Source organism: Bradyrhizobium sp. Kon69 (assembly GCF_055807515.1).
In genome coordinates this window covers 1-24,921 of the sequence record NZ_JBVVOS010000047.1, presented here as the reverse complement: position 1 = coordinate 24,921, position 24,921 = coordinate 1, and the positions used below count along the sequence as shown (strand labels likewise).

The following is a 24,921-nucleotide window of genomic DNA, read 5'->3' as shown; positions in this document are numbered from 1 at the left end:
GCGCACTCGCAGCTGATTTTTGGAAGGCAAAATTACGTGAAGCCTGAGACGGTACGCGCCACAGTGGCGACCGAGGACGCTTAATAAATCCTTCGCACAAATCGTGATAGCCTGGACCCTATCGGGATTTTGCGCGTCACCCTCCCGGGGCTGGAAAGCCGCCGCCTGCGCTCATTGAGCAGGCGGCGTTTTTGCTTCCAAGCCCCAGCTCTGTGCGTTGGGGCCCCTTATAGGAGGCAGGAAGTAGCCGAGCGGCCTAAGTACTTTTCCGACATGCAGGACGCCCCTGACTTCCTGAAGGCGCTCGAACAGACGCGGCGGCTCTCGAGCCGTGAAGGATGGTGCAGGGCGCACATCGAGGCCATCCAGGTCGCGATTGATCAATACGCTGAGGCGGCTTTCGGCAACCGCGAGTTCGTCCTCAACAAGCCGCACAGCATTGGACCGAGCCGAAGCAGGAGCGAGATTCCCTAAATGGTCCCGAGGGCCGTTCTCTTTTATCACATCCTGTTCGTGCACTGTTCGAGAAGCGTTCGCAGAAATGCGACCTTCAAAGGCGTTCGTGTTCTAGAAAACGTCGGGGTGCATTCACAGACGGAACGCGCCTCCGGCGTCCCAATTAGGAGATTACGCCGATACGAACGAAGCAGAATCAAAACCTTTCGCTCTCGGAAGGGCGGGGGTATTCTCCGTTTGAAGAAAGCTTTGGCGATGGAGGCGCGTTCGGATGAAGCGTGACGGACACGCCGCCAGTTTTGAGCCATTCTCACAAATAACAGAGCCCGCCTCCTGAGCACTTACGCGGCACACGATCAGGACAAAGTAACTCGGCCGGCCGCGGTAATGCTGTACGCGACTTCGCCCGATGCCAGCAGTTCGGCCTCGACGAGTCCCAGCTCGACCAACCGGGCGACGAGCTCATGGTCAAACAACGGCGGGCAGGTCCAGAATTGCGAAGCCAGACGGCTCAGGAAATCGCGCTCGGTTGCCGTCAGGTCCATGATCGCCCGCAACGTGCTTTAGCTGTCGCTGCAAGCGCTCCAGATGCCGACTGCAATGGCGACGAGAGCGACGCATGACCAGAAAATGGGTACGCTCGAGGCGCGGCCGGCAACGAGGCCCCAGGCGCCGAAGCCGACAATTCCGATTGAGATCGCATGGGCAACCGCTTTCTCCATTGGTCGCCTCACAAGCAGGTCCCGATAGGGACTCGGCGAGAGGTCAAATGTTCCCTGCGCGCGCTGAAGAATGGGGTTTTAGCCCGAATCCCTGGTGCCCGAGGGCGCCGATGGATCGGCCCTTTCAGATCTCCATGAACTTGCGTCCCCCGGAAGCATAAGGGGATCACTCTCAACCTGTTTGTTTCGGGTAAGCCCTAGGCCTACAAGTCCAGCCATCACCAGCGCACTGCCAGCAACAATCAACCAGTGCGGCAATTCCAATGCGAGCATCGCAGCCTCCATCGAAATGAGCCTGTAAGCTGCCGGAAGTTACCTTAGATAATCCGAATATCGTCCTCAGAGCAGACGATGGCAAGTTCGCCCGCTCGGCGAGGAGGGAACGGAAAAGGAAGCCGCTATTGTTTAGCGGGCGCTCCGGGCGGTTCTGCTGGCGCCGTGGGTTCGGCGGCTGGTGCGCTGCCCCTGAGATCTGAGGGCGCTGTACAATCGCCGGCCCAAATCTTGGTTCCCCTGACCGTGCCGACGGGCTTGCATCCCATTGGCGCCTGCGGCTTGACCTGAACAGGCGGCTTTTTGGCGGCTTTTGGCGGAGCGGTTTGAGCAAACGCGCCAGTCGCAATGAGCAGCGCGATAAGTCCGAATAGTCGCTTCATGGTCCATCCCCTCGACCGTTGAATGCGTTTATTCTGCCTTCGCCTTTAGCCCGATCCCGACTTCGGCGAATGGCTTCGGAACGGCCGGGCTGATCCTCCTGCTTACCAGCCCATTTGTCGACCGCTTCACGCAATTCCTCTGATAGCTGAATAGCGGTCACGGGTCCCGCCCGGTGGCGGGACGTAGCTACCGCCCCCGCTCTAAACCTAGAGAAGGGCCCGGCGCGCTGCTGGCTGGGCTAGCGGACTCCTTGGCGTCGTTTTGCCTTCAGCCCGCCACCGAACGGCAGCCGAGCGGCAGACGCCCAGCGAGCCGGTAACCTGCCGGCAATACCTAACAGGTACAAAAGCCGCCATCGCGGCCTGGTGACAAGTACCGCGGTGCGCATGGGCATAGAGACTCGCCGTCTCACGAGGCGGCGGGTTTTCCCCTTTTTATTGCGATGCAACCAGCGTTGCCCTGCTGAATGCGATCACGCGCGCAGCCAAGGACCATAAGCCTATCGCGATCTGCTTGGGCATGTGGCGGCCCCCAGGCGACAGCCCCTCTACCCTACTGCCTGGCGAGCTTGGACCGCATACCGGCGAGCATCGTATAAGCAACGCGCCGCCAGATCAGGTTCATCAGGACTAGCATGTTGGCATCCCCGTGTTCGATGCTGCCAGTATCGCCCCGCATGTTTCAGGAGGATTTCGCCGGGGTGGGAAAAGACTTCGTGCAAGCTGAGAAAGAGGTTCACCGATCCGCGCTAGCGGGTGTAACCGCACGTACGAAGGCCGCAGCGGGAGGTTAAATCGCTGCGGCCCGCGCATGGTCAAAAAAGCCGGGTTAAATATCCAAGTGAAATATGCAGCCAGCCCCGGTTCGGAAAATCTATCGCTAACCTTTTCTTGGTTGCAAGCTGAATTTCGCGGCAACCGAAATGTGATTATCGGGCATTATGTTCCATTGGGAACGCGCCGCCCAGCTTGCAGGAAGGCGCGCGATTGCAACCCCTGATTCCTGGTGGTCGTCGTCCGCGCATGAGATGATGATCAACATTTGCGTTTCGGAGGGAAGCCCGATGCGCCTTGTATTGCCTTATTTTGGAATTTGCCTCTGCGCGTCGCTCGCGGCGTGGTTGTCCTTCACGCTCCTCTACTGACGGAGCAGATCCTCGGCGGGTGTCTGCAGCCAAACGTATGTGCCGCTCTCATGCAGCTCGCCCTTCTCTACAGCGCACCTCATGGACTCTGCGCCGGTTCCCTTAAGTGGGTAGAGGAAGGGATAGTTGATCTTCTCGATGCGGACACGGCCGTCCTGTACCGGCTCGATGACCGACGCCAGCTGAAGGAGATGACGGGCGGCGACTTCATGTTTGATGACAGATCCTGCGGCGCCACACGCCGAGCAGAAAAGGCGCAATCCGACGCACCACCACGGCTGATCTTTGGGAAAGCGTGTCGAGCCGCACGTCGATCCTACACTCGCAGCGGCTGAGCCCGCGCTCCTACACCACCGAGGCCAGAGCGGCGAACCAGCCGCTCTCGTTGCGAAGCTCGTGCATCGCCAAAACCAGCTTCCCAAAGCGCAGCGCATTTCGAAGACACCGCAGCTTGGTTTCCGGGGCATAGAGAAATCTGTTGCTCATTCGCGTCTTAGCCGTCCAGCGGCCCAATGAAAGCAATCCGTTAGGCTTCTCTTGCGACAGGCGAACTATGCGATCGCCTGAATGGCGTTGGAGAAGATGCTGGCCGGCCGGCTCAGGCCGTAATGATCGCGCAGCGTTGTGCCCGTGTAGTCGTGACGGAACAGGCCGCTTGCGCAGAATGGGCACGACCTGCTCGGCGAAGATGTCGAACCCGCCGGGCAGCCAGGGCGGCATGACGTTGAAACCGTCGGCCGCGCCATTCTCGAACCAGGTCTGGACGTTGTCGGCGATCTTTACCGGCGGTCCGGCAATCACCCAATGGCCGCGGGCGCCGGCCAGGCGCTGCACGAGCTGACGAATCGTCGGCTTCTCGCGATCGACGATGTCGATCACCAGCTTGAAGCGGCTGGCAGCGCCGTGGGCGCCCTCGTATCGATCAGGTGGCGGTGAAAGGGGCCATCGAGGTCAAACCCGGAGAGGTCGAGACCGATCATCTGGCGCAGCTGGGTCAGCGAATACTCGGGCTGGATCAGCTCGTTGAACTCGTCCTGCAGCCGATCGGCCTCGATCTGCGTGCTGGCGATGCAGGGACTGATGCCGGGGAGAATCTTGATTTGATCGGGACTGCGGTCGAAGGCGCGCGCCTGACGCTTGATGTCGGCATAGAATTCCTGGGCGCTCGCCAGTGTCTGATGCGCGGTAAAGATCGCTTCTGCGAAACGCGCTGCAAAGGCGCGTCCGTCGTCGGAAGAGCCGGCCTGGACATAGACCGGTCGTCCCTGCGGCGTCCTTGAGATGTTGAGCGGCCCCCGCACGCGGAAATGCTTTCCGATGTGATTGATCGCGTGGATCCTGCTGGTGTCGGCGAAAACACCCGATCTGGGGTCGTTGACGAGCGCCTCGTCCTCCCAACTGTCCCAAAGGCGCGTGATGACGTCGAGATACTCCCGCGCCCGCTCATAGCGTTCGTGATGCGGAGGATGCTCGGGCAAGCCAAAGTTCTGCGCGGCCTGCGGCGTGCTCGTTGTCACAATGTTCCAGCCGGCCCGGCCGCTACTGATGTGATCCAGCGAGGCGAACAGCCGCGCCAGGTTGTAGGGCTCGGTATAGGTCGTCGATGCGGTCGCGATCAGGCCGATCCCACTGGTAGCGGACGCGATCGCGGTGAGCAGGGTGATCGGCTCGAGCCGAAACCGCTGCGCATAGCGGACATTGTCCGCCAGCGCCGGACCATCGGCGAAGAAGACCGCGTCGAACTTATGCGCTTCGGCGCGCTGCGCCAGCTCCTGATAGTAGGTGACGTCGAGGATGCGATTGGCTGCCGAACTTCGGTGGCGCCAGGCCGCCTCGTGATGGCCGTCTGGATAGATGAAGAAGTTGAGGGAAAGCTGCCGTCGTTCGTTCATGTGTGAGATCCGCGTGCATTGGGAGCTGTAGCAAACGAGACTCTACGTCTGCAGTCACGTTGATGTCGATGAAATGAACTTGCATTGTTGAGTTGGCTGCAAGCACGAACCTTGCGAGCAGAACGCCAATCAAAGACGAGGGCATTCGTCACGACGAGAAACGACGGCGGCTGTAACGATTTTATCGCGTCTTTGGACGAGAAGTGCGTTGCGTCGCGTCAAATTGCGCCGCTCTTGCAGCCGGGCGGGCAGTCATCATTGCAAATCTTTCAGTGTCAGCATTGCTAACGAAGCGTTCGTTGCCTCTCGCCGAAAACAAAGCTGGTTTTGTTTCATTGACTGACGATCGATCGCTCGTACCATTCAGGACCTCAACGCGAGGTCGTTTCATCATGCTCCAATTCGATCGCAGTGACCGATGTCCCGGCTCGGGCCGTCTGCCGGAGCACGTTGCGGCCGAGTAGGGCCCCTAGCCAGAAATGATCTCATCTATCTCCGCCGTCGTTTCCGCGACCGGCGCATGGCGGAGCTTTGTCCACGGGGATCGCAGTGACGAGAGCACGACCATGAGCAACACGACAACAATTGATAACGTCATTCCGCGCGCCGGCATCGTCAAGCGTGCGGCCAGGCTTGGCGCCGAGATCAGGAACATCAAACTGTCGGGCGAGCTTTCGGACGAGACCATCCGTGCCATCAACCAAGTGCTGCTCGAACACAAGGTTATCTTCTTCCGGGACCAGGAACATCTCGACGACGCCGAACAGGAGCGCTTTGCCATCAGACTCGGCAAGCTGGTGCCCCATCCGACGGTCGGCGCGATCAACGGCACGTCGTCGATCCTGGAGTTGGACTCGGGCCGAGGCGGTGGCCGCGCCGACCAATGGCATACGGATGTCACCTTCGTCGACGCCTATCCGAAAATCTCGGTGCTGCGCGGCGTGGTGATTCCACCCTACGGCGGCGACACCGTCTGGTCGAACACGGCAGCCGCCTATCTCGACCTGCCGGCGCCCCTGCGCAAGCTCGCCGACGAACTGTGGGCCGTTCACAGCAACGCCTATGATTATGCCGTGAAGACGCGGGCAACCGAGGCGGACAAGAAGCACTTCGACGAGGTGTTCACCGGAACGATCTTTGAGACCGAGCATCCGGTGGTGCGCGTCCATCCCGAGACAGGCGAGCGCACGCTCGTGCTCGGCAATTTCGTGCAGCGCTTCGTTGGCCTGCCGAAATCCGACGGCCAGAAGCTGTTCGACCTGTTCCAGTCGCATATCACGGCGCCGGAAAACACCGTTCGTTGGAGCTGGGAGGCCGGCGACGTTGCGATCTGGGACAATCGCGCCACGCAACATTACGCGGTCAACGACTATGGCAACCAGCACCGCGTTGTGCGCCGGGCCACCATCGATGGCGATGTACCGCTCAGCGTCGACGGTCGCCGCAGTGTGACGCGCGTCAAGACATCCAAGCCCCAGACCGCCAAAGCCGCTTGATCCTGATTAGCTCACGAGAGTCACAATGATGAACGCTATACTTCGATTGCTTCCCGCAAGGCGCGCCGGGTTGGGACGGGCCACCCGCAACACGTTGCGGGTTTTGTTGGCGGGCGCCGTGGCGCTCGGCCTCACGGCCCCGGCATTCGCCGAGCCGCCGCTCGAGAAGACCGAGATCCGCTACCAGGGATCGGCCGGGCAGGTGACGTTTATCGAGCTGGCCGAGGACCTCGGCTATCTCGCCCCGCTCAAGCTCAAATGGGTCGGCAACACCATCAGCGGGCCGCAGGACATCCAGACCGTCGTCACCGGCGATATCGACATCGGCGGCGCGTTCTATGGGGCGATCCTCAAGTTGATCGCGGCGAAGGCGCCGGTCAAGGCGGTGGTCGGCTACTACGGCTCCGACGCCAACACCTATTACGGCTACTTCGTGAAGGGCGACAGCCCGATCAAGACCGCGCATGACCTGATCGGCAGGAAGGTCGCGGTCAACACGCTGGGCGCACATTTGGAGTTCGTGCTGCGCGAGTACCTGGGTAGGTCCGGCCTCAGCGCTGGTGAAGCCAGGCAGGTCACGCTGGTGGCGATCCCTCCGGTCAGCGGCGAGCAAGCGTTGCGCCAGGGCCAGGTCGAGGTCAGCGCGTTGGGCGGTGTCCTGCGCGACAAGGCGCTGGAACGGGGTGGCATCCGCTCGCTCTTTGTCGACACCGATCTGTTCGGCCAGTTCACCGGCGGTGCCTATGTACTGCGGGACAAATTCATCAAGGATAATCCCAATTCCTCGCGTAAGCTGGTGGAGGGGATTTCGCGGGCCATCGAATGGGCCCAGACCACACCGCCGGAAGAGGTGCGGGCCCGGTTCGACAAGATCATCGCCGAGCGCAAGCGCAACGAGGATGCCTCCTCGATCAAATACTGGAAGAGCACCGGTGTTGCATCCAAGAGCGGCTTGATCTCAGACAGCGAAATCCAGGTATGGATCGACTGGCTGGTGAAGGACGGCCTGTTCAAGCCGGGGCAGGTCAAGGCTTCCGACACCTACACCAATGCGTTCAACTATTTTCGTCCCGGAAAAACGGCGGAGGCCCGATGACCTCCGTCAAGATCCGTTTCGAGCATGTCCGCAAGGAGTTCGTCCTGCGCGGGGAGGGAGGCGCACCAGGCCGCCACTTCATCGCTCTGGAGGACATCACGCTCGATGTTCGCTCCGGCGAATTCTTGGCCCTGGTTGGCCCAAGCGGCTGTGGGAAATCCACATTGCTCGATCTGCTGGGCGGGCTCACGCTGCCGACCAACGGCCGGATTCTGCTCGATGGCCGGCCGATTGCCGGACCCGCTCGCGACCGCGGCATCGTGTTCCAGCAGTATGCGCTGTTTCCCTGGCGCACCGCCGCGCAGAACGTTGAGTTCGGTCTCGATATCGCCGGGTTCAAGGCCAAGCAGCGGCTCGACATCGCGCGGCATTTCCTTGACCTGGTCGGGCTGTCCGGCTTTGCCGACCGCTACCCGCATGAGCTCTCCGGCGGCATGAAGCAGCGCGTCGCGATCGCGCGAAGCCTCGCTTACGATCCGGAAGTGCTGCTGATGGACGAGCCGTTCGCCGCGCTTGACGCCCAGACGCGCGAGACGCTGCAGGGCGAGCTGCTGCGGATCTGGCGCGCCACCGGCAAGACAATCGTCTTCATCACCCACGGCATCGACGAGGCCATCGTGCTCGGCCAGCGCGTGGCGGTGATGACGTCGCGTCCGGGCCGGATCAAGCGGATCATCGACATTCCGGACGTGCTGCGCAGCGAGGCCGACGACGTGCGCTCGCTGCCTGAATTCGGCCGCGTGCGCCACGAGGTCTGGAGTCTGTTACGCGAGGAAGTCTTGAGAGCGCAGCAAGGGCAATTGACCGCCGGCGCTTTCGCACGAGCCGATCGCAAAGTGGAAGGGGGCGCCCATGTCTAGTCTCGAGATGTTGACGCTGCTGGAGCTTGCACACAGGCGCCGAGAGCCGCTCACCAGCGTGGAAGGCCCGGCATCACCGGCGGTCGGCCGAATCCGCGCCGCGGCCCGCGGGCTGGCTGCCTTCGGGCACCGCTCATTGCTGCTGATTGCCCTGTTGGCGGCATGGGAGGTGGCGCCGCGGCTCGGGCTGATCGATCCCGTGTTCCTGCCACCCTTCTCGGAGGTGATCGCGGCCGGCTGGCAGCTTGCGCAAACCGGCGAGCTCTATGATGACGTCTCCGCCAGCCTGCTGCGTGCCCTGAGCGGATTTCTGATTTCTGTCGCCTTGATCGTCCCGCTTGGCGTGGCCGTCGGTTGGTATGCGCGTCTCGGCAATCTCGTGAACCAGTTCATCGAGATCTGCCGCAACACCGCGCCGCTTGCGCTGCTGCCGGTCTTCATCCTGCTGCTCGGAATCGGCGAAACGTCGAAGATCACGATGGTGGTCTATAGCTGCGCGTGGCCGCTGCTGCTCAACACCGTTGCCGCGGTGAAACAGGTCGATCCGTTGCTGATCAAGTCGGCGCGGACCATGGGTGCAACCCCGCAGCAGCTGTTTCGCAAGGTCATCCTGCCGGCTGCGTTTCCCACTATCTTCGTCGGTATTCGTCTGGCCAGCGCGTCGGCCATGCTGGTGCTGGTTGCGTCCGAAATGGTCGGCGCCAAGGCCGGCCTCGGCTATCTCCATCATCAATAGCCAGTACAGCTTCCTAATTCCGCAAATGTATTTCGGCATCCTCAGCATGACGGTCATCGGGCTGGTGTTCAATGCCATTCTGGAGGCACTGGAGCGGCGCTTCATGCGGTGGAAAGCGCCATTAACGGCATGAGATATGGAATCAGGCGCCGATCGCAGGTTCCGCGCTGGCCGCCTGCGTAACCATGCTGTTCGGCCGATCAGTCAGAGATTGCCGCCGATCATCGACTTGTCGTTTTCGACGCAAACAGCAGCATCAACATCCCCGCGGTCGGCATGCCGATATCGATGTCGATGTCGATGTCGACCACGGTTAGTCGCTGCTCGCGATCGGTGGCAGCCGCGTAGTCGCTGCTGCTGCTGGCATCACCTCACGTTAGAGGTGCTCTTTCGAGGCTCCGGCAAAAGATGATTTTTCCTCCGCGGCTTTTCCAATTCCGCGTGGCGCTTCTGAGTACTCTTGCCCACCCCATTCACCCGGCACTCCGGTGGACACGGCTGCGCAATCATGACGGTTAGGCGTCTCGCCCCTCGTAAGGCGCCGGATTAGCCAGGGCTGAAGATCAAGCAGAGCAGGATCGCCGCCACGACCAATGTCCAACCGATTGACGTGGCGAGAGCCCATACTTGGATTGGCATCGGACGAACTCTCCCGACGAGGCTAAGACACCGCTGGCGGGGGACAGCGGCCTCTTGAAGTTACCTCAAACCCTGTTCGAGATAAAAGCCCTTACTTGGGGACCGCCAGAATCAAAAGCCGGACTCGCCACTTGTGAAGTCAAAAACGATTTCAGACCTATGATCTTTCGCCCGTGCCTAGACTACTGTAGAGGCGTCCATTGCGCACAGAGGGCGATCGAAAGTGAGTAGTAGCCATCGGCGCTCAAATTGGGCGGCATCAGCCTAGTTGTTTACGAAGCCAAATGGGCTTCGCGTCGGATTGTGCCGCGCCCAAGACGTCTCCGAGTTCGACAGTCCTGCTCTGCATCTGAACGCAGGTGCTCTACTCTACTGCCGATTAGCGATCGCGTCCCCTTACGCGCCACAGGGTTGAACGGTGCGGGAATGCGGCGCACTGCTCGCTGATCGTGCTGGAAACCAGCGGCCCATTGGGAGACCAGCAGGAATTATGCGCCGTATTTGAATAATCTTTCATGATGAGCCGGCGATGTCTACTCCTCGCCAAAATAGAGTTCGTTCATGGGCATTTTTGATCTTGTCAGCAGCAGCTTCTGGTGCCGTCGGCAGCTGGAGTTGCGCAACTTTGCTTCCGCTCGTCTTCACGTAAAGTGAGTTGGTCGATCGTGTTGCCATTTTTGTAGACTTCAATCGCTGTTGTCCCGGAGCATCTCCAACTACGTCGCTCAAGCCCGCACGAACTATCTTCGGAAAGTGGTGGCGAGAGCCGCGTCCGCTTTCAGTAGCTGACAGATATTTTGCCTCTTGGTAGTTGTCATTTTCATTTGATTGCAGATGCGAGGCCAGATGAGGAGCAATTTGGCTCCGCTTCGCCCGGTCTGGACTGAAAGCCATTGGATGTGGGATAAGCGAAAATCAAAGCGCGTTCACTTCGAGCACGAGTACCGGGCAACCCTTTTAGGTCTAGACGGCACGTGGCGGCGCGATTGCATTCTCATCGACGTTTCCGACACCGGAGCACGCCTTCGAATTGATGGATCGACAGACGTGCTCAAAGCTCGCCAGTTCTTCCTACTGCTTTCAACCGTCGGATTAGCTTACCGGCGATGCAAGTTGATTCGACTGGACGGCTCGGAAATCGGAGTCCAATTTGTAACCAGCCGGAATATTCGCTCGGGCTAATTGCCAGAGAAACCAAATCCTGTTCGAATTGCTTCAATGAGGAGGGTCGTCCCCCAACTCACTCCTGAATCGACGCTACCTGGCAGCAGCGATGCCCCTCATCTGCGTTCTCATTGTAGGGGCGGTCCGTCCCGGGTATCGAACCCTTATGCGATTGCCTGAACGGCGCCTGAGAACATGCCGTGCGGCGGTCTCAAGACGTAGTGCTCCCCCGTAGCGCTGCAGCGGTATAGTCGTTCCGGAACACGCCATATCGCCGCAAGTGGGGACTACCTGCTTCGAACAGTTGGGCACTAAGTCAGCATTCGATGACATTCAACTTTGTCATCGGACGCTGACATTCACAAATTGTCAACGAACGCCGACTTATGCTAAAGTAAGCGAACGGAGACATTTGGATATCCCATGCTCATACGCACACCGGCCGAACTCGGCGCCATCCTTCGCGACCGGCGCAAGAAGCTCAAACTCGATCAATCGACTTTTGCCAAACGCATTGGCGTCAGCCGCCAATGGGTGATCGAAGTTGAGCACGGTCACGCGCGCGCTGAACTCGGTCTGATCCTTCGCGCCCTTGACGCCCTGGACATCCGCCTGGATGCGAGCACAGAACAAGCGCCGGCCCGCGGGGCCACCAGGCCAGCCGTCGATATCAACGCCATCGTGGCCAAGGCCAGGAAGAAAAAGGCATGACGAGCGAACTTGTTGCTCTGCTGGACGGCCGGGAAATCGGCCGCGTGCGCAATGACGCCCGCGGCCGGCTCACCCTTGTCTATGACAAGGACTGGCGCCAGGCCGAAGGAGCCTATCCGCTGTCACTGTCCATGCCGCTCGCGGCCGAAGAGCACGGACCTTCCGCCGTGCAGGCTTTCCTCTGGGGACTCCTGCCCGACAACGAACACGTGCTCGAACGGTGGGCCCGACGATTTCAGGTGTCGGCGCGCAACGTGTTTGCCCTTATTTCCAATGTCGGCGAGGACTGCGCCGGCGCCGTCCAGTTCGTCCCGCCCGATCGGCTGGACGCCTTGCGAAGCGGCGCCGAAGACAAGGTCGAATGGCTTGACGAAACGGCGATCGCCAAACGCCTGCAGACCTTGCGCGAGGATCACGCCGCATGGCGGTTGCCGCGCGATGCCGGACAATTCAGCCTTGCGGGCGCCCAACCCAAAACCGCCTTGCTTTTCCAAAAGGGCAAATGGGGAATTCCCTCTGGGCGCATTCCGACGACGCATATCCTCAAACCGCCGACCGGCCATTTCGATGGACACGCGGAAAATGAACATATCTGCCTCATACTCGCCCGCAATCTCGGTCTGCCCGTCGCCGACACCCAGGTGATGCGCTTCGGAAAAGAAATCGCCATCGTCATCGAGCGCTACGACCGGCAGTTCAGTGGGAACGAGATTGTCCGCGTCCACCAGGAGGATATCTGCCAGGCGCTCGGGATCCTGCCGACCAGAAAGTATCAAAACGATGGCGGACCAAGCCCTGCCGACGTGATCGAGCTTTTGCGCACCTACTCCACGGATCGCGTCGTCGACGTTGACACGTTTGTCGAGGCGCTAGGCTTCAATTGGCTGATTGCGGGTACGGATGCTCATGCCAAGAACTATTCGCTGCTGCTGGCCGGCGGCCCTCACGTGCGGCTCGCCCCCCTCTACGACATCGCCAGCATTCTTCCCTACGATGACATCGATCTGCAGAAGATCAAGCTCGCGATGAAAATCGGCGGTGATTACAAGCTCAGCCAGATTGGTTTGCGCGATTGGCAGAAATTCGCACGCGAAACGCGCCTCGATCCTGACAAGGTGATCGCCGGACTGATTTCCATGGCCGAGCAGCTTCCGGACATTGTAGCCGCCGTACGGGAGCAAGGGCGGAAAGACGGATTGGACAATGCCATCATCGGGCGCCTCGCCGAGCACTTGATTGCCAGAGCCAAGCAATGCCGTCGACAGCTCGGTGGGATATAGTTCCGACTACGGCCGCCAGCAGAATGATGATGTTCGGCAGCAAGGCGTCGATCATCATAGTCGACATGTCGTTGTCGACGCCAACGGCAGCACCACCGCGATCGGCATGCCGATGTCGATGTCGACTACGATCGGTGGTTGTTCGCGATCGGTGGCAACCGCGTAGCCGCTGCGGGTGGCATGACCCTACGGCATGTCCTTTCAGGGCTCCGGCAGAGTACGATTACTCTCCGCGGGTTTTTCCAATTCGGCGGTCCGCTTGTAGGTCCTCTTTTGGCACCACTCCTATCCGCCCGGCAGTCCCGTGGACACGGCTGCGCAATCACGGCGTCTCGCCCCATTTAAGGGGCGCTGGATTAGCCAGGGCTGAAGATCAAACAGAGCAGGATCGCGGCCACGACGGCTGTCCTGTCGGTTGGTACGCGACGTCTTGAAACACGGTCCAGATCGGGGCCTAGCGCCTTGGCGCGGTTCGCGTCGCGCTGGATGGTCCGTTCTGGTTTTCCTGTCTTGCGGCGGTATCGGAAGTAAAAGACGCCACGTTGGCATCTTTTTCCCGCGTCGCCCGGTCGCGCCGTGCTTCGTCTCCGGATGCACGGCTCCATATATGCCGCTTCCGCTTCGCGATCAGGTCAGTGCGCTGCGGTCAGGTCGCGGCGGATCAGGCTTCGTCGATGCCGGTCAGGGACGCCTAATGGGAAACACAGCAAATTTCCCCGGACTAGGAACACTAGCCGGCGCCGCGAGGTTCTTCCGCCGTAGGGTTAGCACTTACGGAGTTCTCTTCGATGGCTACTCAGATCGTGATGGACCACACAGGCGACAGCAGACACTTTTTTGACCAAACCGCCCTCGAGGGGCTGGCCAAGGCTGAGCGTCGCTTTAAGAAGTTGACAGACCAAGGATTTACCGCTGCTACTCGGACGCCAGTCGGCGATCTCAAGGCCGTACGGACATTTGATCCGACTGCGGATGAGACGCTGTTCTATCCGCGCCTCGTCGGCGGCTAGCCACCTTCGCGGCACGGCAAATGTTTTTGTTCAGGCGCAACGGCGTCGGCAGTAATGCGCGTTTGCGCGCCCTGCGTTCGCTGTATTGGAGCTTCTTCGAGCAAAAAGGGCCGGAAGCGCGTGCGCGGCGTCTTTTGCGCGATTGGCTATCTCCGGATCAGCGTGCGCAGTTTGATGCCGAGGGTTATTTCGATGTCACGGGCTCTCACACCGGCCGACGATATCGAATTCATCAGGGCACCATGAGCAATGTTTTGGAACTTGATGAAGAAAGACAGCCTAAGATCGGGTGGTGTTTCGTTCCCGAACGGGCCCTGGCGGCTGGCGATGTGATGCTCGCGCAGAAGATCGCGCTCGAAACCGACGAAGCCGCAGTGCTCGCGCTTGCCCACCAGTTTTCTCCGAGAGTGCCATCCCTGCCCCGAGTAGTGCGGCGTGCTTACTAGACCGCCCGCGGGCGGGGCCGCCGCTTGTGACAGCGGCGGCCCCTTGCCGCGAAGGCAGCGTTTACGCGATACATCGGCACCTCCGCGACTACAGGTAGGCTCGACCCAGAAATGGCCTCCTGGCAATGTAATCTACTAGTTAGCCTTACCGGGCGGCGCGGTGCGGTCGTCTCTCGTGATGGTCTCCACATCCGTCATGGTTCGGGTGAACGCTTCGCGCAGTTGCTCCGCGTGAGTAGGGCTCTCTGGTTCAGTGAGATATGCAATCTTGACCAGCAATCTGTTCAGCAGATACGTAACGCGCAAATTTTCTGAGTGCCGGCTTCGCACAGCGATGATCTGCCGACGCATCTCGGCGAGATCGAGCGCTTCTTGTTTTGACGGCCTCTTCAAAATCGCACTCGCGGGCGTGCAGGGGCAAACGAAACCGCCGCGCCGAATATGATGGCGCGACGGCTTCGCCTGGGGTGTTCCCGGACAGGGCAATGTCCGGTGCGCAAAGCTAACCCTCCGACGCGTCGCCGCAATCAAAGCGTCAAATTAAGCTTGATATCCGCGCTGGAAGTTAATTCGGGAACCGAGAAGCCGCATCGGAAGGTTCTGAGCCGGTGAATGTCCAAGAAGGAACGTCTAGGCCTGCGTTGGAATTCCTGACTGAACAACAGCTGCGAAACTGCGATGCGCTGCTATATCTTCACGCTCTACGACTGCGGTAGGACACTGAACGCGCAAGAGATCGACTGCAATAATGCCGAAGAGGCTCTACAGCTGGGCTCTCCCGCAGTGGCGAACGACCCTGTCGAGGTTTGGTGTGGTCCACGGCGTCTCGCCCGCTTTGAACCGGAGCGGAGGCAGGAGCGGCCGCTTTCGCGCCTGCGCGAGCGCTTGATCGTAGCCGAACGCCGTCTTCACGAAGGCGAGCAACACATCAGTGAGCAAGAGAGGGTCATCGCCCAGCTCAAGCGCGAGGGACGTGATCTTGCTCTCGCGTTTTCCATTCTCGACACCCTGATTGAGACCCAAAAGGCTCATTTGCGGGAACGGGACTTGCTCGTCGCAGAAGTGGCAAAGCGGTCTGGATAGACGGGCTCGCGCACTCAACGCCCGTCGGGGCTGTGCCCCAGGCGACGACGGTGGACCGTCCTACTGTTCTGGATTGCCGATGTCGAACGCGCCTAGACGGTAATCTTCGCCCACCGATTGCTCAGTGGTCGGCCGCGTGATCAAGGTGAACGTCGCATCGGGGTAGCGCGTCCACACCTCAATGTCCTCTGAAGTGACGTTTAGATATCCAAAAAAGCACCTATATCGACCCGGCTCCGTTACCCGGCCGATTTTGTCCCAATTGATCTTGTTAACGCGCATCGCTAGCTCCACTCGTTCTCAGGCAGCGAACCGGGCGGAGGTTTAAGTTCTTCGAGGCCGGCTTCGATCAGCGCCAATTCATCTTGGATCGCTGTTACTGCGTTTTCTGGGTTGATGCTTGATACGGCTTGCAGCTGGGCGAGCACCTTGCGACGATGTGCCAGCAAGTCTGTCAGCGCGCGACGGTCCCGCACCTTCACGTAGCCAGCGACGATCAATTCCATGGCCTTTGACATGTTCGTCGTTTCCCACCGGCTTGCGGATTATCGGGGGCGGCTAAGTTCTGTCAGACCGGCTTCGGTCATACGATATTCCACACCTTCGCCGGTTGAGCGTCGCTCCATCCATCCGTTTCGCAAAAGAGCGAGCGTTGTTCCGGGATGATCGGGAAGCTTCGAAGAAGACACCCAATCGCGGTCACGAAGAGGATCGAGCATTTGCCGGTGAAACTGATTAAAAAGCGGCCTGCGCTTTTCCTGCCGACCGATGCCTTGACGTATCGTTTCAAGCGGGCGTTCGGTTTCCATGCCCGTTTGTTGCCATCCCATCGTTTACGATCGGTTACGGATCGGGAACAGCCGGCAATCTTTTCTAAATGGTTCATGGATATTGTTCTGCGGCATGGATCACGAGGACGCATCCGCTTGGTTCGTTCCGGCTCTCAGGCGAAGCTACGCTCGTCTAGCAGCGTGGATGACGGGCGGTAATCGCTTGCTTGAGCCCGGCCGCTTGCCGGCGCCGCCGCGCTCAGAGCGGCCAGCTCGCTTTCCCGACCCGCCGCGGCGGCCAGCGCCGCCGCGGATTTAGGCATTGCAGGCATCGCGAATGACGAACGATCGCACATCGACGAGTCCGTGGTTGCCGGACGAAGAGGCTGAATTGCTCTCGCTGTTTGGCGCAGGTGCCACAGCTGAGGAGGTCGGCGAACGGCTAGGCCGCACCCGACAAGCGGTTTACGCTCGCTTGCAGCGCTTTCAAAAACAGCGAGGGCGGGCGAGTAGGACGAGCGGGAAAGTCTTTGCTCAGTTGGCAGAGTGATCGAGTGACGGCCATCGATATCTAAGGTCGCAAGATCACACTCGCAGCGGATATAGGGCTGCGAGCCGATCCGATCGCATCGTCCGTACGCCCCCGCGCTGAAGTAGCCCTCAACCGGTACATCGAAGGTTCAATTGCATCCGCTTCAAAAGGGACGAAGCTGTAGGCGATCGCATTGAGGTCGACCAATGACCAGCCCGACTGATCACGAATTGCGTGTCGCGATCGCTGCCGCAATCGAGCAATGGAAGACAGCGCGCCAGCTTCCCCACCTGTCGCCGAACGATTGTGAGACGTTGAACAAGTTGATCATCACCGGACTTCAAACCGTGCTGTTCCAGCGTGCGAAGGCCTTCGACAAGTGCTAAACCGGACATCTTGATCAGACCCGGTGGAATTCGACGACGCGACTTTACTCGAACCCGAAAGCCCGCCTTCACCCACGCCCTTGCTTGGATGTGCCCGGCCTTCATGGAGCTTTCCTTGCTCCACCACGCGGTGAATTTGTGTGCCGCTGCCGGAAGCTTTCTCCAAAGTATTTCTTCCATAGGTCAGCCGAACGATTTGTCCACGCTCAACAAGCGCTGATGCAATGGTTTGTAGATCGATTTCGGAAGCTCATGGTCTCACCGCAGGCTAGGCGAACATGGACGGTCCTGGAGCAAGTGCGTGCCGAGCTTCCGCACGGTGGCGATCATGAGAGCCGGAAGTACATCGCCGAGCAATTGATCCAACCGGCTGAGGCAGGGCAAAGTACCTTGACAACAGACAATCGGGCTGAGCGAGGGCGCGGCCGGGGCTGGCTGTTGGCGGGGGCCTCCACCCAAGACGCTCCCGTCGTTGAAGGGATCGCTTCATCGCTCGCCTACCACCACCTTGTCTCTTGCTCTTTTATATTCGAGCAACTGCGACACCGCATCGTAGAAATGATACCTTGCGTAGACGCTCTTTGCATTCCTCTCGCGAAGATCGGCCAGAGCATCAGCCCAATAAGCGACCATGGCGCGCCGAACTCCGTCGAGGGCGAAGATGCGTTCGGCATTTGCAAAATCCTCGTCGAAACTCACGCTTACTGCACGTTCAGCAGCTTTGTAGTCGGCCGGTTGAACATCCCCAGCACGTTGGCCGAGCCACATGATCGTTTTGGGATACTCCAAAGTGAGACGGTCAAGCACGAGGTAGTGCGAGAACTTTCCGTCCGCAGGTGTTCGAGTGCTGAAAGCGACTTCGTGAGACCCGATGTTTAATGTGAACCAACGCCCTCCGTTGGTCTGCGGGAGAACGCTTAAGGTCCACGCGCCCTGAATGTCGAGGTTGCCGTACAATCCCGAAAGCTGGAATAAGCGATAAAGAAACAGGCTGACATCGGGATTGTGGAAGAGCCGATCCGTCCGCTCGTGATCGACGCGAAGCAGTTCGCTAATTGAGCGCAGTTGTTCTCTAGCCTCGTGCGGGGCCACGCTGAATAGCTCCCGCGTCCCTTCGACTTCCACGTTTCGGGTACGAAAGTGACGGTGAAGCGCGCTCTCTACCGCGGTGCAATCCGTGACATGCACGAAATCTGACAATTCCCACGGACCATGGGGAGCGTACGCCTCACCGCCATTTATTCCTCGAAGGCGTTCAGCGATGGGCCGTTCGGTGCGGCCGATTTTTATGTAATCGCTATTTGGTGAAACGAGTACGTAGACAAACCCCTGCGGCACAGGCGCGATCCCCCAACCCACGCCGGCAAAGTAACTGAGGACCGCCCGGACGTGGAATAGGCGGAACGTTTAGATTGCATGACTTGCGGGGCAATCCTCTCGCATCGGCGGCAGATTGCTAATCAAAGCTCTGACGAAACGATTAGCGGAATGATTGCGAGCTTGGTGGCCCTTCTTCTCCACGCCACAACGGCGCACGCTGTGCGGCGTCCATCCCTCGCGCAAAGGGATGCGGAGCTCCTCGCCGGGGGCATTCGGGAAAGGGGCCTGCCGTGATGAAGTATGCCGGCGTCGCTATCACTGCCCCGTTCGCGGTCGGCGGTCGACAGCGCGGCCGGACCCGGGCTGATCGAGCAGAAAGACGGCTCATCCCAAGGGTCAAACGCTGCCAATCGCCATGGTTGCAATGGTAAAAGTTCCTCGCCGACTGACTGGAGGGCAGGATGGTTAAGGCATTTCGTAATTTGATCATGGCACTTACTTTTGTAGGAGTTGCCGGCTGCAACATGTTTTGGAATTTCATCAATGACTATATGGCCTGTGGCCTTGCGCTGGCGGCTTCAGTTGCAGCCGGCTTTTGCGTTGAGCGCATCTTCATCGAGCGGTCCCGTCGGGAGATGATCCGCCTCCATGGCGCGGACTGGCATTTGGCGGAGAACCGGCAACTCGACTCATGAGCGTCACCCGTCGCGCGCTCGTCGTTTTCATCATCCGATTGTTCGCATTCGACCTGAGGGGCCTAGCCCGATGATCAAACCAGTCCATCCATTCCGGTTCGCTCGCATCGAGCGCCTGCGAGAGCTGCTTGAACGGGACTACGAAATGGCAGTTGATCCGAATGCGGGCGTGAGCACCACGAAGCTGGTGAGACCCGATCCGCCAATGCTCGATGCAGGTTTGGTACTCGGTCGTGATCCAGGAGGGTGCGAGCCGGGTCCTTCGTTGTGAGCCATACGAGCGCTACGGCACCGCAACCGGTCAATAAGCCCGAGTAGCATCACGATCTGGAAGGGCGATGACCGTAAGCCGACCCCGAGGTAGCGGGATGCGAAAGCGAACTCCCCGGCTCCATTAGTCCTTACCGCTTTACAATGTTGCCACAGGGGTCTCGTCGTAGTCGTCACCAGCGCTAGCGATCCGAGCTAAGTCGGGCGCGAGGCTCAACGGCAACAGCTGGCGGAGAAGCAGTGCATGAGCTGGCAACCTGATGATCGCAGGCGGCCCTATGTGGTGTCCCTCACCGGACGGCAGGTCGTCACTGGAAACCAGCACTATCTGCTCTGGCGACGTGGTCTCGATCACCATTTCGAGCTCGCCATTGCCGAGCTGACGCGGCGGCAACTCATGGCGCCAGTGGAAAACACAGCCAAGACCGGCAAGCGCGCAGCATCAAAGGAACCGCGGAAGCAAGATACCTTCCTCGCGTGGTACCTCGGCGAAGGTTGCCTCGATCCCAACGTACTCACCCTATCGAGCGCCCAACGAAACTCGGGCCCAAAGGTCGCGCGACGACACGGATCTCATGGTGAAAGATCAACCAGCTTTCTTGATTTGCCGTCGGGATCGGAGCGGCGGACGAAGTAGAGGAATGATCTTTTTTGCAGGGTGCCCGGGTTGTGCCCCAGACTTTTCGGGGCACAATGTGGGGGAAGCAAGTCGCTAAGCTACTGTAAATTCTGGACTAATGGTGGGCGCACAAGGGATCGAACCTTGGACCTCTCCCGTGTGAAGGGAACGCTCTCCCGCTGAGCTATGCACCCGAAACCATCATGCAGGCGACCCGAGTTTCGGCCGCCGGCGCTTTGGAGCCCGCGATTTAGAAGTGCGGGCCGAAGGTGTCAAGTTTCGAGGCGCTGCCGGGCCGGAAAACCTTCACCGGACCCGCAATTCGGCGGCGCGACCGTTTTCGGGCCGCTTACGCGCCCTGCTGGCGGGCGCGGGAGGCGTGGGCCTGGAGCGCGCGGATGCGTTCGGCGAGTGTTCCGCCGCCTTCGGGCAGGGTGCCTGCGGCCGTGCCGTTGGTCGCGGCGTCATTGGCCGGGCGCGGCGCCGGCCTCGGCGGCTGGCCGGCCTCGGCCGCAAGCAGGGCCTCGATCGGCGAGTTCGGCCCTTCGAGCTGCATCGCGAGCTTGGCCACTTCGGCTGCGATGTCGTTGATGCGTTCGCGCAGCAGCGCGTTCTCCATCCGCTCGGTCGCCCAGGAGCTCTCGGCCTGCTGCTGGATCGCGTTGATGTCGCGCTGGAGCTTGGCGCGCTCGTCGCGGGCGGTGCGCAGCTGCTCTTCCAGCGCGGCCTTTTCCGCGCGGATCGATTCCATGGCGGCCGACGATTTGCCGCCGCTCAAGGCCGCGATCTCGACGCGCAGCTCCTTGATGGTGCGCTCGGAACTCTCATTGGCCTGGCGGAGCTGGTTGTTCTCATAGTCGCGCTCGGCGAGCAGCTTGCCCTGCGTGGCAAGGCGTCCCTCGAGATCGCCGACGCGGCCCGACAGCATCTCGGCCTCTTTCACCTGCAACATGAGCTGGCGATCGAGGTCGGTGACGCGCTGGCTCAGATTCTCGACGCGGGCACGGGCGTCGCCGAGTTCGCGCGAGGCGGTCTCGGATTCGGTGCGCTCCTGCGCCAGCCGCGCCTGTGTCGCGGCAAATTCCTTTTCGGCGTCGCCGACGCGGTTCTTCAGCTCCTCGATTTGCGCACGTACCACAACCAGCTCGACCTGGCGGCTCTCCGCCATCATCGAGCGGTCGGACAGTTCGGAATTGATCTTTGCGAGCTCGCCCTGCTTGTCGGTCAGCGCGACCTCGGCGGCGCGCAGGGCTGCGGTCTTGGTGTTGAATTCCTCTTCGGTGGCGCGGAGCTGCTCCTTCACCGCCTTCTCGCGGGCTTCGAGCGCGAAGATCGTGGCGTTCTTCTCGCCGAGCTCGATCTTCATGCGGTTGATGGCGTCGCTCTTCTTGCCGAGCTCGGCGAGCTGGCTCGTGGTCTTGTTCTTGAGCTGGTCGACGCTCATCTCGAGGCGCCGCGCCGACATGGCGAATTCGGCGCGGAGCTGGTCCTTGTCGGCCTGGATCTCGGCCATCGACAACGGCGTGGCAGCCTCGAGCCGGCGCGTGGTCAGGCGCACGGCGCGGTTATGCACCAGCGGCACGATCGCGAGCCCGCACAGCATCGAGAGCAGGAAACCGATCGCCAGGTACATGATCGGTTCGACCATGGGCCAGAACTCCCAAAGCTAAGGAAAAATTTACCAAGGACATTGCATGCGGGGCCGGCAAAAAGCCAGCCCCGACATGTCGTTAACCTTGATCCGTCGCCGCAGGGGAAAGCTGGACGCTAGAACGGGTTCCAGGTCGCGCGCGGGGTGAATTTCAAATAGCCGATATTGGCTCCCAGCCGCAGGCCGAGGCCCGAGCGGATCGGCACCAGCACGATGTTGTTGGCGGTGAGCGCCGTCATGCCGAAGCCGCCGATGATGTAGGCCGAGCCGTCGAGGCCGGCGAAGCGCTGGTAGATCGCGTTGGTGGCGGGCAGATTATAGACCAGCGTCATGGTGCGCGCGCCGTCGCCACCCCAGTCGAAGCCGAGCGAGGGACCCTGCCAGTAGACCCTGAGGTCACCGGCGTTCTTGGTGTAGAGCGTGCCTTCGCCGTAGCGCAGGCCGGCGACGAAAGCGCCGGATCCTTCCTCACCGAGGATATAGCCGTTGGGCAGGCCCCATTGGCTGACCGCCTTCTCGATGATCGAGGCGAGACCGCGCGAGACGTTGCCGAAGAAGCGGTGGCCGGCGTTCACGAGTTCGTCCGGCCCATAGGTGCTGGGCGTCGGGGTCCGCTGCGGCGGCGGCAAATCGGGCGGCGGCGGCTGCTGGGCGGAAGCCGGAATGATCCACCCGACCATCGCGGCAAGCGCGACTGCGGCAAGGCGTGATGCGAAAGTCATAAAAGAACCCCTGGTATCGAATCCGGTCGCTTCCTTAACCTGACGCCAACAGGCGCGGCTCTAGGTTGCGCCGGATGTCCCCTCGACTCGGATGTTATCCGCAGCAACTATGACGGCAGAACGGCAGGAAGCCAGCCCTTTGCGCCCCGGAATTGCCTTGATCGGCCTTCTGGTCTGCATGCTGTCGGGCATTTGGATCCTCTGCGCGGGGGTGCCGGCGCAGGCGGCCACCACCGAGCGGATCGTCGTCAACCGCTTCAGCGGCGTGGCGATCGAGGGCTTCGACCCCGTGGCCTATTTCGTCGCTGGCACGGCCGTGCAGGGGACCGCCGAGTTCGAGGCGAACCTGTGGGGCGCAGTCTGGCGCTTTCGGAACGAGGGCAACCGGGCCTCTTTCCTGGCTCATCCCGAAGTCTACGGGCCGCAGTTCGGCGGCTACGATCCGGTCGATATCGCCCGCGGGGTCACCATCGCCGGCAACCCCCGTTTCTTCACGATCGCGGCGCAGCGGCTCTATCTGTTCAGCCGGGAAGCCAATCGCGACGGCTTCGCCGCCAATCCCGAGCGCTTCCTCTATGAGGTGGGCAAGCGGTGGCCGGCCCTCGAGGACAAGCTCAGCCAGTAGGCCCGTTTACGATTTCAGAGTCTTGCCGCCTGCGGGTCACCCCAGGCGATGAACTCTGGGATAATGAAGCCGCTATCGTGCCGCTCGCCGAAGCGGAGCGCGCCGCCCTTGCCGTCGGTTACGCTGCCGCCGGCCGCGGTCACGACCGCGTAGCCGGCCCCGACGTCCCATTCACAAGTGGGCCCGAAGCGGGGATAGATGTCGGCACTGCCTTCCGCGATCCGGCCGAATTTCACGGCCGAGCCGACCGTCTTTCTGACGGCGTTGGGGCGGTGATCGATGAAGGCCTCGGTTCGGGGATCTCCATGCGAGCGGCTCACCGCGGCGATCCAGGGCTCGCCCGGGGGCGGCAACTTGCGGGTATGGATCGGCTCGGCAGCGCCGATCGTCGCGCCGTCGAACCTGACGCGCTCGGCGCCGCGGCCGACGATGCCGCGCCAGAGCAGCCCGAGTGCGGGCGCGCTGACGATGCCCAGCAGCGGCACGCCCGACGTCACCAGGGCAAGGTTGACGGTGAACTCGTCGCGCCCGGCGACGAACTCCTTGGTGCCGTCGAGCGGATCGATCAGGAAGAAGCTGTCGCGGAACGGCGGCGAGGCGAGCTGGGTCCGCTCTTCCGACAGCGTCGGGATGTCGCCCGCAAGCTGCGCCAGCCCGTCCGCGATGATGCGGTCGGCGGCAAGGTCGGCCTCGGTCACCGGCGAGCCGTCCTGCTTGCCGTCCACCCGCATCGCCGCGCGGTTGACCGCGAGGATGGCTTCGCCCGCTTTCACCACCAGCGCGGTGAGCGGCTCCATCAGATGGGAGGCGGCCGCGCCGTCGATGATCCGTTTCACCTGCATGCCTCATTCATCGGCAATTCCATCCCTGCTCGAGTGATTCGCCGCGGCATTAGGGCCGCTTCGAACCGATCGCAAGCTAGCTGCCATGGGCTTGCGAATGTTAGAACCTGCGGCATTCGTCAAGCATGCTTGATTCGCCGCGTCCGCGCCGTGCAATTCCAGGAACCCTTTATGTCTGACGCTTCGTCACCCGCTACCGTTGCCGCTCCAGATGCGCTCGAACTCGCTGCGCTGCTGTGCTCGCGGGTCTGCCACGATCTCATCAGCCCTGTCGGCGCCATCGTCAATGGGCTCGAAGTGCTCGACGACGATCCCAAGCCCGACGACCGCGAGTTCGCACTCGACCTGATTCGCAAGAGCGCGAAAACCGCCTCCGCCCGCCTCCAGTTCTGCCGTCTTGCCTTTGGTGCGGCCGGCTCGTCCGGCGCGCAGATCGATCTCGGCGATGCCCAGACCATGGCGCGCGGCCACATCGAGGACGGCAAGTGCTCGATGACCTGGAATCTGCCGCGGATCCTGCTGCCGAAGAATCGCGTCAAGCTGTTGCTCAACATGCTGGTCGTTTCGCAGCACACGATCCCGCGCGGCGGCACGCTGACGATCGATCCGATCGGCGAGGGCGAGACCATGAGCTTCCGCATCACCGCGACCGGACATAATGCGCGCCTGCCGCAGAACATCTCCGAGCTCCTGAGCGGCGAGCGTGGCCCGGCCGCGGATGCGCACGCGATCCAGCCTTATTATACGCGGCTGTTGGCAGAGGCCTGCGGGCTCACCGTGAGGCTCGCGCATGAAGGCGAGGCCATCACCATTATCGCTTCGTAGACACGCAGCCGCTCTCAAACGTTAATCGAATCTTTACGAGGCGCTTCGGCTTGTCCGGAGCGCCTTATCTCTTTGTTGATTCCGTTCTTTTCCACATACTCAACCAATATTAAACGCTTTGCGGTGAAGCTGGCCCCATTCCGAATTGGCGCATCACGTCTTGTGTGCGCGCCCTCCCTGTATGAAGGCCTGTTTTCATGGATGATCTGTTGCGGGAGTTTTTGACGGAAACCAGCGAGAGCCTGGACACCGTGGACAATCAGCTGGTGAAG

General features: G+C 60.9%; 27 protein-coding genes, 1 tRNA gene and 1 pseudogene. 16 read left to right on the top strand and 13 right to left on the bottom strand.

Going from position 1 to position 24,921, the window contains the following annotated elements; genetic code table 11:
• Window positions 1–273: 273 nt before the first annotated feature.
• Window positions 274–474, top strand: a complete 201-nt coding sequence (locus AC0L3U_RS36670) for a hypothetical protein (RefSeq protein ID WP_259219480.1) — start codon at window positions 274–276, stop codon at window positions 472–474.
• 338 nt (window positions 475–812) lie between these two features.
• On the opposite strand, the gene AC0L3U_RS36665 is transcribed toward AC0L3U_RS36670, so the two are convergent.
• The 4 genes and pseudogenes from AC0L3U_RS36665 to AC0L3U_RS36650 all read right to left on the bottom strand — a co-directional run bounded on the left by AC0L3U_RS36665 (window position 813) and on the right by AC0L3U_RS36650 (window position 4,871).
• Complete coding sequence (locus AC0L3U_RS36665) at window positions 813–1,001, bottom strand: hypothetical protein (protein WP_259219482.1); 189 nt, start codon at window positions 999–1,001, stop codon at window positions 813–815.
• An 18-nt stretch (window positions 1,002–1,019) separates the two neighbouring features.
• On the bottom strand, window positions 1,020–1,178 hold the full coding sequence (locus tag AC0L3U_RS36660) for a hypothetical protein (RefSeq protein ID WP_259219483.1): 159 nt from the start codon (window positions 1,176–1,178) through the stop codon (window positions 1,020–1,022).
• Window positions 1,179–3,324: 2,146 nt separating this feature from the next.
• On the bottom strand, window positions 3,325–3,465 hold the full coding sequence (locus tag AC0L3U_RS36655) for a hypothetical protein (protein WP_259219486.1): 141 nt from the start codon (window positions 3,463–3,465) through the stop codon (window positions 3,325–3,327).
• Window positions 3,466–3,530: 65 nt separating this feature from the next.
• Window positions 3,531–4,871, bottom strand: a pseudogene (locus AC0L3U_RS36650) (LLM class flavin-dependent oxidoreductase).
• A 566-nt stretch (window positions 4,872–5,437) separates the two neighbouring features.
• Here AC0L3U_RS36650 and AC0L3U_RS36645 point away from each other — a divergent pair.
• The 10 genes from AC0L3U_RS36645 (at window position 5,438) to AC0L3U_RS36600 (ending at window position 15,392) form a co-directional block, all read left to right on the top strand.
• Window positions 5,438–6,367, top strand: a complete 930-nt coding sequence (locus AC0L3U_RS36645; RefSeq protein WP_259219487.1) for a TauD/TfdA dioxygenase family protein — start codon at window positions 5,438–5,440, stop codon at window positions 6,365–6,367.
• A gap of 70 nt (window positions 6,368–6,437) precedes the next feature.
• Window positions 6,438–7,463 (top strand): ABC transporter substrate-binding protein, encoded by a 1,026-nt coding sequence (locus tag AC0L3U_RS36640; protein WP_473364866.1) that lies wholly within the window; start codon window positions 6,438–6,440, stop codon window positions 7,461–7,463.
• Entirely contained in the window at window positions 7,460–8,323 is an 864-nt protein-coding gene (locus tag AC0L3U_RS36635; protein ID WP_259219489.1) for an ABC transporter ATP-binding protein, read from the top strand. The genes AC0L3U_RS36640 and AC0L3U_RS36635 overlap by 4 nt, the downstream gene beginning before the upstream one ends.
• Window positions 8,316–9,059 (top strand): ABC transporter permease, encoded by a 744-nt coding sequence (locus AC0L3U_RS36630; protein ID WP_259219490.1) that lies wholly within the window; start codon window positions 8,316–8,318, stop codon window positions 9,057–9,059. The genes AC0L3U_RS36635 and AC0L3U_RS36630 overlap by 8 nt, the downstream gene beginning before the upstream one ends.
• A 1,473-nt stretch (window positions 9,060–10,532) precedes the next feature.
• The gene (locus AC0L3U_RS36625; protein ID WP_310473304.1) at window positions 10,533–10,880 is read left to right on the top strand and encodes a PilZ domain-containing protein; all 348 of its coding nucleotides are present in this window, start codon (window positions 10,533–10,535) and stop codon (window positions 10,878–10,880) included.
• Window positions 10,881–11,285: 405 nt separating this feature from the next.
• The gene (locus AC0L3U_RS36620; protein WP_259219491.1) at window positions 11,286–11,573 is read left to right on the top strand and encodes a helix-turn-helix domain-containing protein; all 288 of its coding nucleotides are present in this window, start codon (window positions 11,286–11,288) and stop codon (window positions 11,571–11,573) included.
• Complete coding sequence (locus tag AC0L3U_RS36615) at window positions 11,570–12,853, top strand: type II toxin-antitoxin system HipA family toxin (RefSeq protein WP_259219492.1); 1,284 nt, start codon at window positions 11,570–11,572, stop codon at window positions 12,851–12,853. The genes AC0L3U_RS36620 and AC0L3U_RS36615 overlap by 4 nt, the downstream gene beginning before the upstream one ends.
• Before the next feature lie 788 nt (window positions 12,854–13,641).
• Window positions 13,642–13,863 carry a hypothetical protein gene (locus tag AC0L3U_RS36610; protein WP_007600495.1) on the top strand — a complete coding sequence of 74 codons (222 nt, stop codon included), beginning with the start codon at window positions 13,642–13,644 and terminating at the stop codon, window positions 13,861–13,863.
• 20 nt (window positions 13,864–13,883) lie between these two features.
• Complete coding sequence (locus tag AC0L3U_RS36605) at window positions 13,884–14,309, top strand: hypothetical protein (protein ID WP_259219493.1); 426 nt, start codon at window positions 13,884–13,886, stop codon at window positions 14,307–14,309.
• A gap of 678 nt (window positions 14,310–14,987) precedes the next feature.
• Window positions 14,988–15,392 (top strand): hypothetical protein, encoded by a 405-nt coding sequence (locus tag AC0L3U_RS36600; RefSeq protein WP_259219495.1) that lies wholly within the window; start codon window positions 14,988–14,990, stop codon window positions 15,390–15,392.
• 60 nt (window positions 15,393–15,452) lie between these two features.
• Here the strand turns inward: AC0L3U_RS36600 and AC0L3U_RS36595 are convergent, their stop codons facing one another.
• The 3 genes from AC0L3U_RS36595 to AC0L3U_RS36585 all read right to left on the bottom strand — a co-directional run bounded on the left by AC0L3U_RS36595 (window position 15,453) and on the right by AC0L3U_RS36585 (window position 16,278).
• Window positions 15,453–15,674, bottom strand: coding sequence for a hypothetical protein (locus AC0L3U_RS36595; RefSeq protein WP_007600502.1), 222 nt, complete (start codon window positions 15,672–15,674; stop codon window positions 15,453–15,455).
• 2 nt (window positions 15,675–15,676) lie between these two features.
• Window positions 15,677–15,910: a hypothetical protein gene (locus AC0L3U_RS36590; protein ID WP_259219496.1), complete on the bottom strand. Its 234-nt coding sequence runs from the start codon at window positions 15,908–15,910 to the stop codon at window positions 15,677–15,679.
• Window positions 15,911–15,975: 65 nt separating this feature from the next.
• A complete protein-coding gene (locus AC0L3U_RS36585) occupies window positions 15,976–16,278 on the bottom strand; it encodes a hypothetical protein (RefSeq protein WP_259219497.1) in 303 nt (100 codons plus the stop codon).
• A gap of 622 nt (window positions 16,279–16,900) precedes the next feature.
• Here AC0L3U_RS36585 and AC0L3U_RS36580 point away from each other — a divergent pair.
• The gene (locus tag AC0L3U_RS36580; RefSeq protein WP_259219498.1) at window positions 16,901–17,080 is read left to right on the top strand and encodes a hypothetical protein; all 180 of its coding nucleotides are present in this window, start codon (window positions 16,901–16,903) and stop codon (window positions 17,078–17,080) included.
• 486 nt (window positions 17,081–17,566) lie between these two features.
• Here AC0L3U_RS36580 and AC0L3U_RS36575 read toward each other — a convergent pair whose 3' ends face one another.
• A complete protein-coding gene (locus tag AC0L3U_RS36575) occupies window positions 17,567–18,418 on the bottom strand; it encodes a GIY-YIG nuclease family protein (RefSeq protein WP_259219499.1) in 852 nt (283 codons plus the stop codon).
• A gap of 443 nt (window positions 18,419–18,861) precedes the next feature.
• Here AC0L3U_RS36575 and AC0L3U_RS36570 point away from each other — a divergent pair, with 443 nt between their 5' ends.
• Together AC0L3U_RS36570 and AC0L3U_RS36565 are read left to right on the top strand one after the other, a co-directional pair.
• Window positions 18,862–19,095, top strand: coding sequence for a hypothetical protein (locus tag AC0L3U_RS36570; protein ID WP_259219500.1), 234 nt, complete (start codon window positions 18,862–18,864; stop codon window positions 19,093–19,095).
• Window positions 19,096–19,609: 514 nt separating this feature from the next.
• Entirely contained in the window at window positions 19,610–20,002 is a 393-nt protein-coding gene (locus tag AC0L3U_RS36565; protein ID WP_259219501.1) for a hypothetical protein, read from the top strand.
• A 101-nt stretch (window positions 20,003–20,103) separates the two neighbouring features.
• Here AC0L3U_RS36565 and AC0L3U_RS36560 read toward each other — a convergent pair.
• The 3 genes from AC0L3U_RS36560 to AC0L3U_RS36550 form a co-directional block, all read right to left on the bottom strand.
• Window positions 20,104–20,178 (bottom strand) — tRNA-Val (locus tag AC0L3U_RS36560).
• Between the two features lie 155 nt (window positions 20,179–20,333).
• A complete protein-coding gene (locus AC0L3U_RS36555; RefSeq protein ID WP_473364865.1) occupies window positions 20,334–21,632 on the bottom strand; it encodes a hypothetical protein in 1,299 nt (432 codons plus the stop codon).
• 119 nt (window positions 21,633–21,751) lie between these two features.
• Window positions 21,752–22,357, bottom strand: coding sequence for a DUF1134 domain-containing protein (locus tag AC0L3U_RS36550; RefSeq protein ID WP_007606270.1), 606 nt, complete (start codon window positions 22,355–22,357; stop codon window positions 21,752–21,754).
• 139 nt (window positions 22,358–22,496) lie between these two features.
• On the opposite strand from AC0L3U_RS36550, the gene AC0L3U_RS36545 reads away from it, so the two are divergent.
• Window positions 22,497–22,982 (top strand): YHS domain-containing (seleno)protein, encoded by a 486-nt coding sequence (locus AC0L3U_RS36545; protein WP_473364868.1) that lies wholly within the window; start codon window positions 22,497–22,499, stop codon window positions 22,980–22,982.
• A 14-nt stretch (window positions 22,983–22,996) separates the two neighbouring features.
• Here AC0L3U_RS36545 and AC0L3U_RS36540 read toward each other — a convergent pair whose 3' ends face one another.
• Window positions 22,997–23,824, bottom strand: a complete 828-nt coding sequence (locus AC0L3U_RS36540; RefSeq protein WP_473364864.1) for a 3'(2'),5'-bisphosphate nucleotidase CysQ family protein — start codon at window positions 23,822–23,824, stop codon at window positions 22,997–22,999.
• A gap of 171 nt (window positions 23,825–23,995) precedes the next feature.
• On the opposite strand from AC0L3U_RS36540, the gene chpT reads away from it, so the two are divergent.
• On the top strand, window positions 23,996–24,649 hold the full coding sequence (chpT, locus tag AC0L3U_RS36535; RefSeq protein ID WP_473364863.1) for a histidine phosphotransferase ChpT: 654 nt from the start codon (window positions 23,996–23,998) through the stop codon (window positions 24,647–24,649).
• 14 nt (window positions 24,650–24,663) lie between these two features.
• Here the strand turns inward: chpT and AC0L3U_RS36530 are convergent.
• A partial coding sequence (locus AC0L3U_RS36530) for a hypothetical protein (RefSeq protein WP_473295408.1) occupies window positions 24,664–24,921 on the bottom strand: 258 nt, incomplete at its 5' end.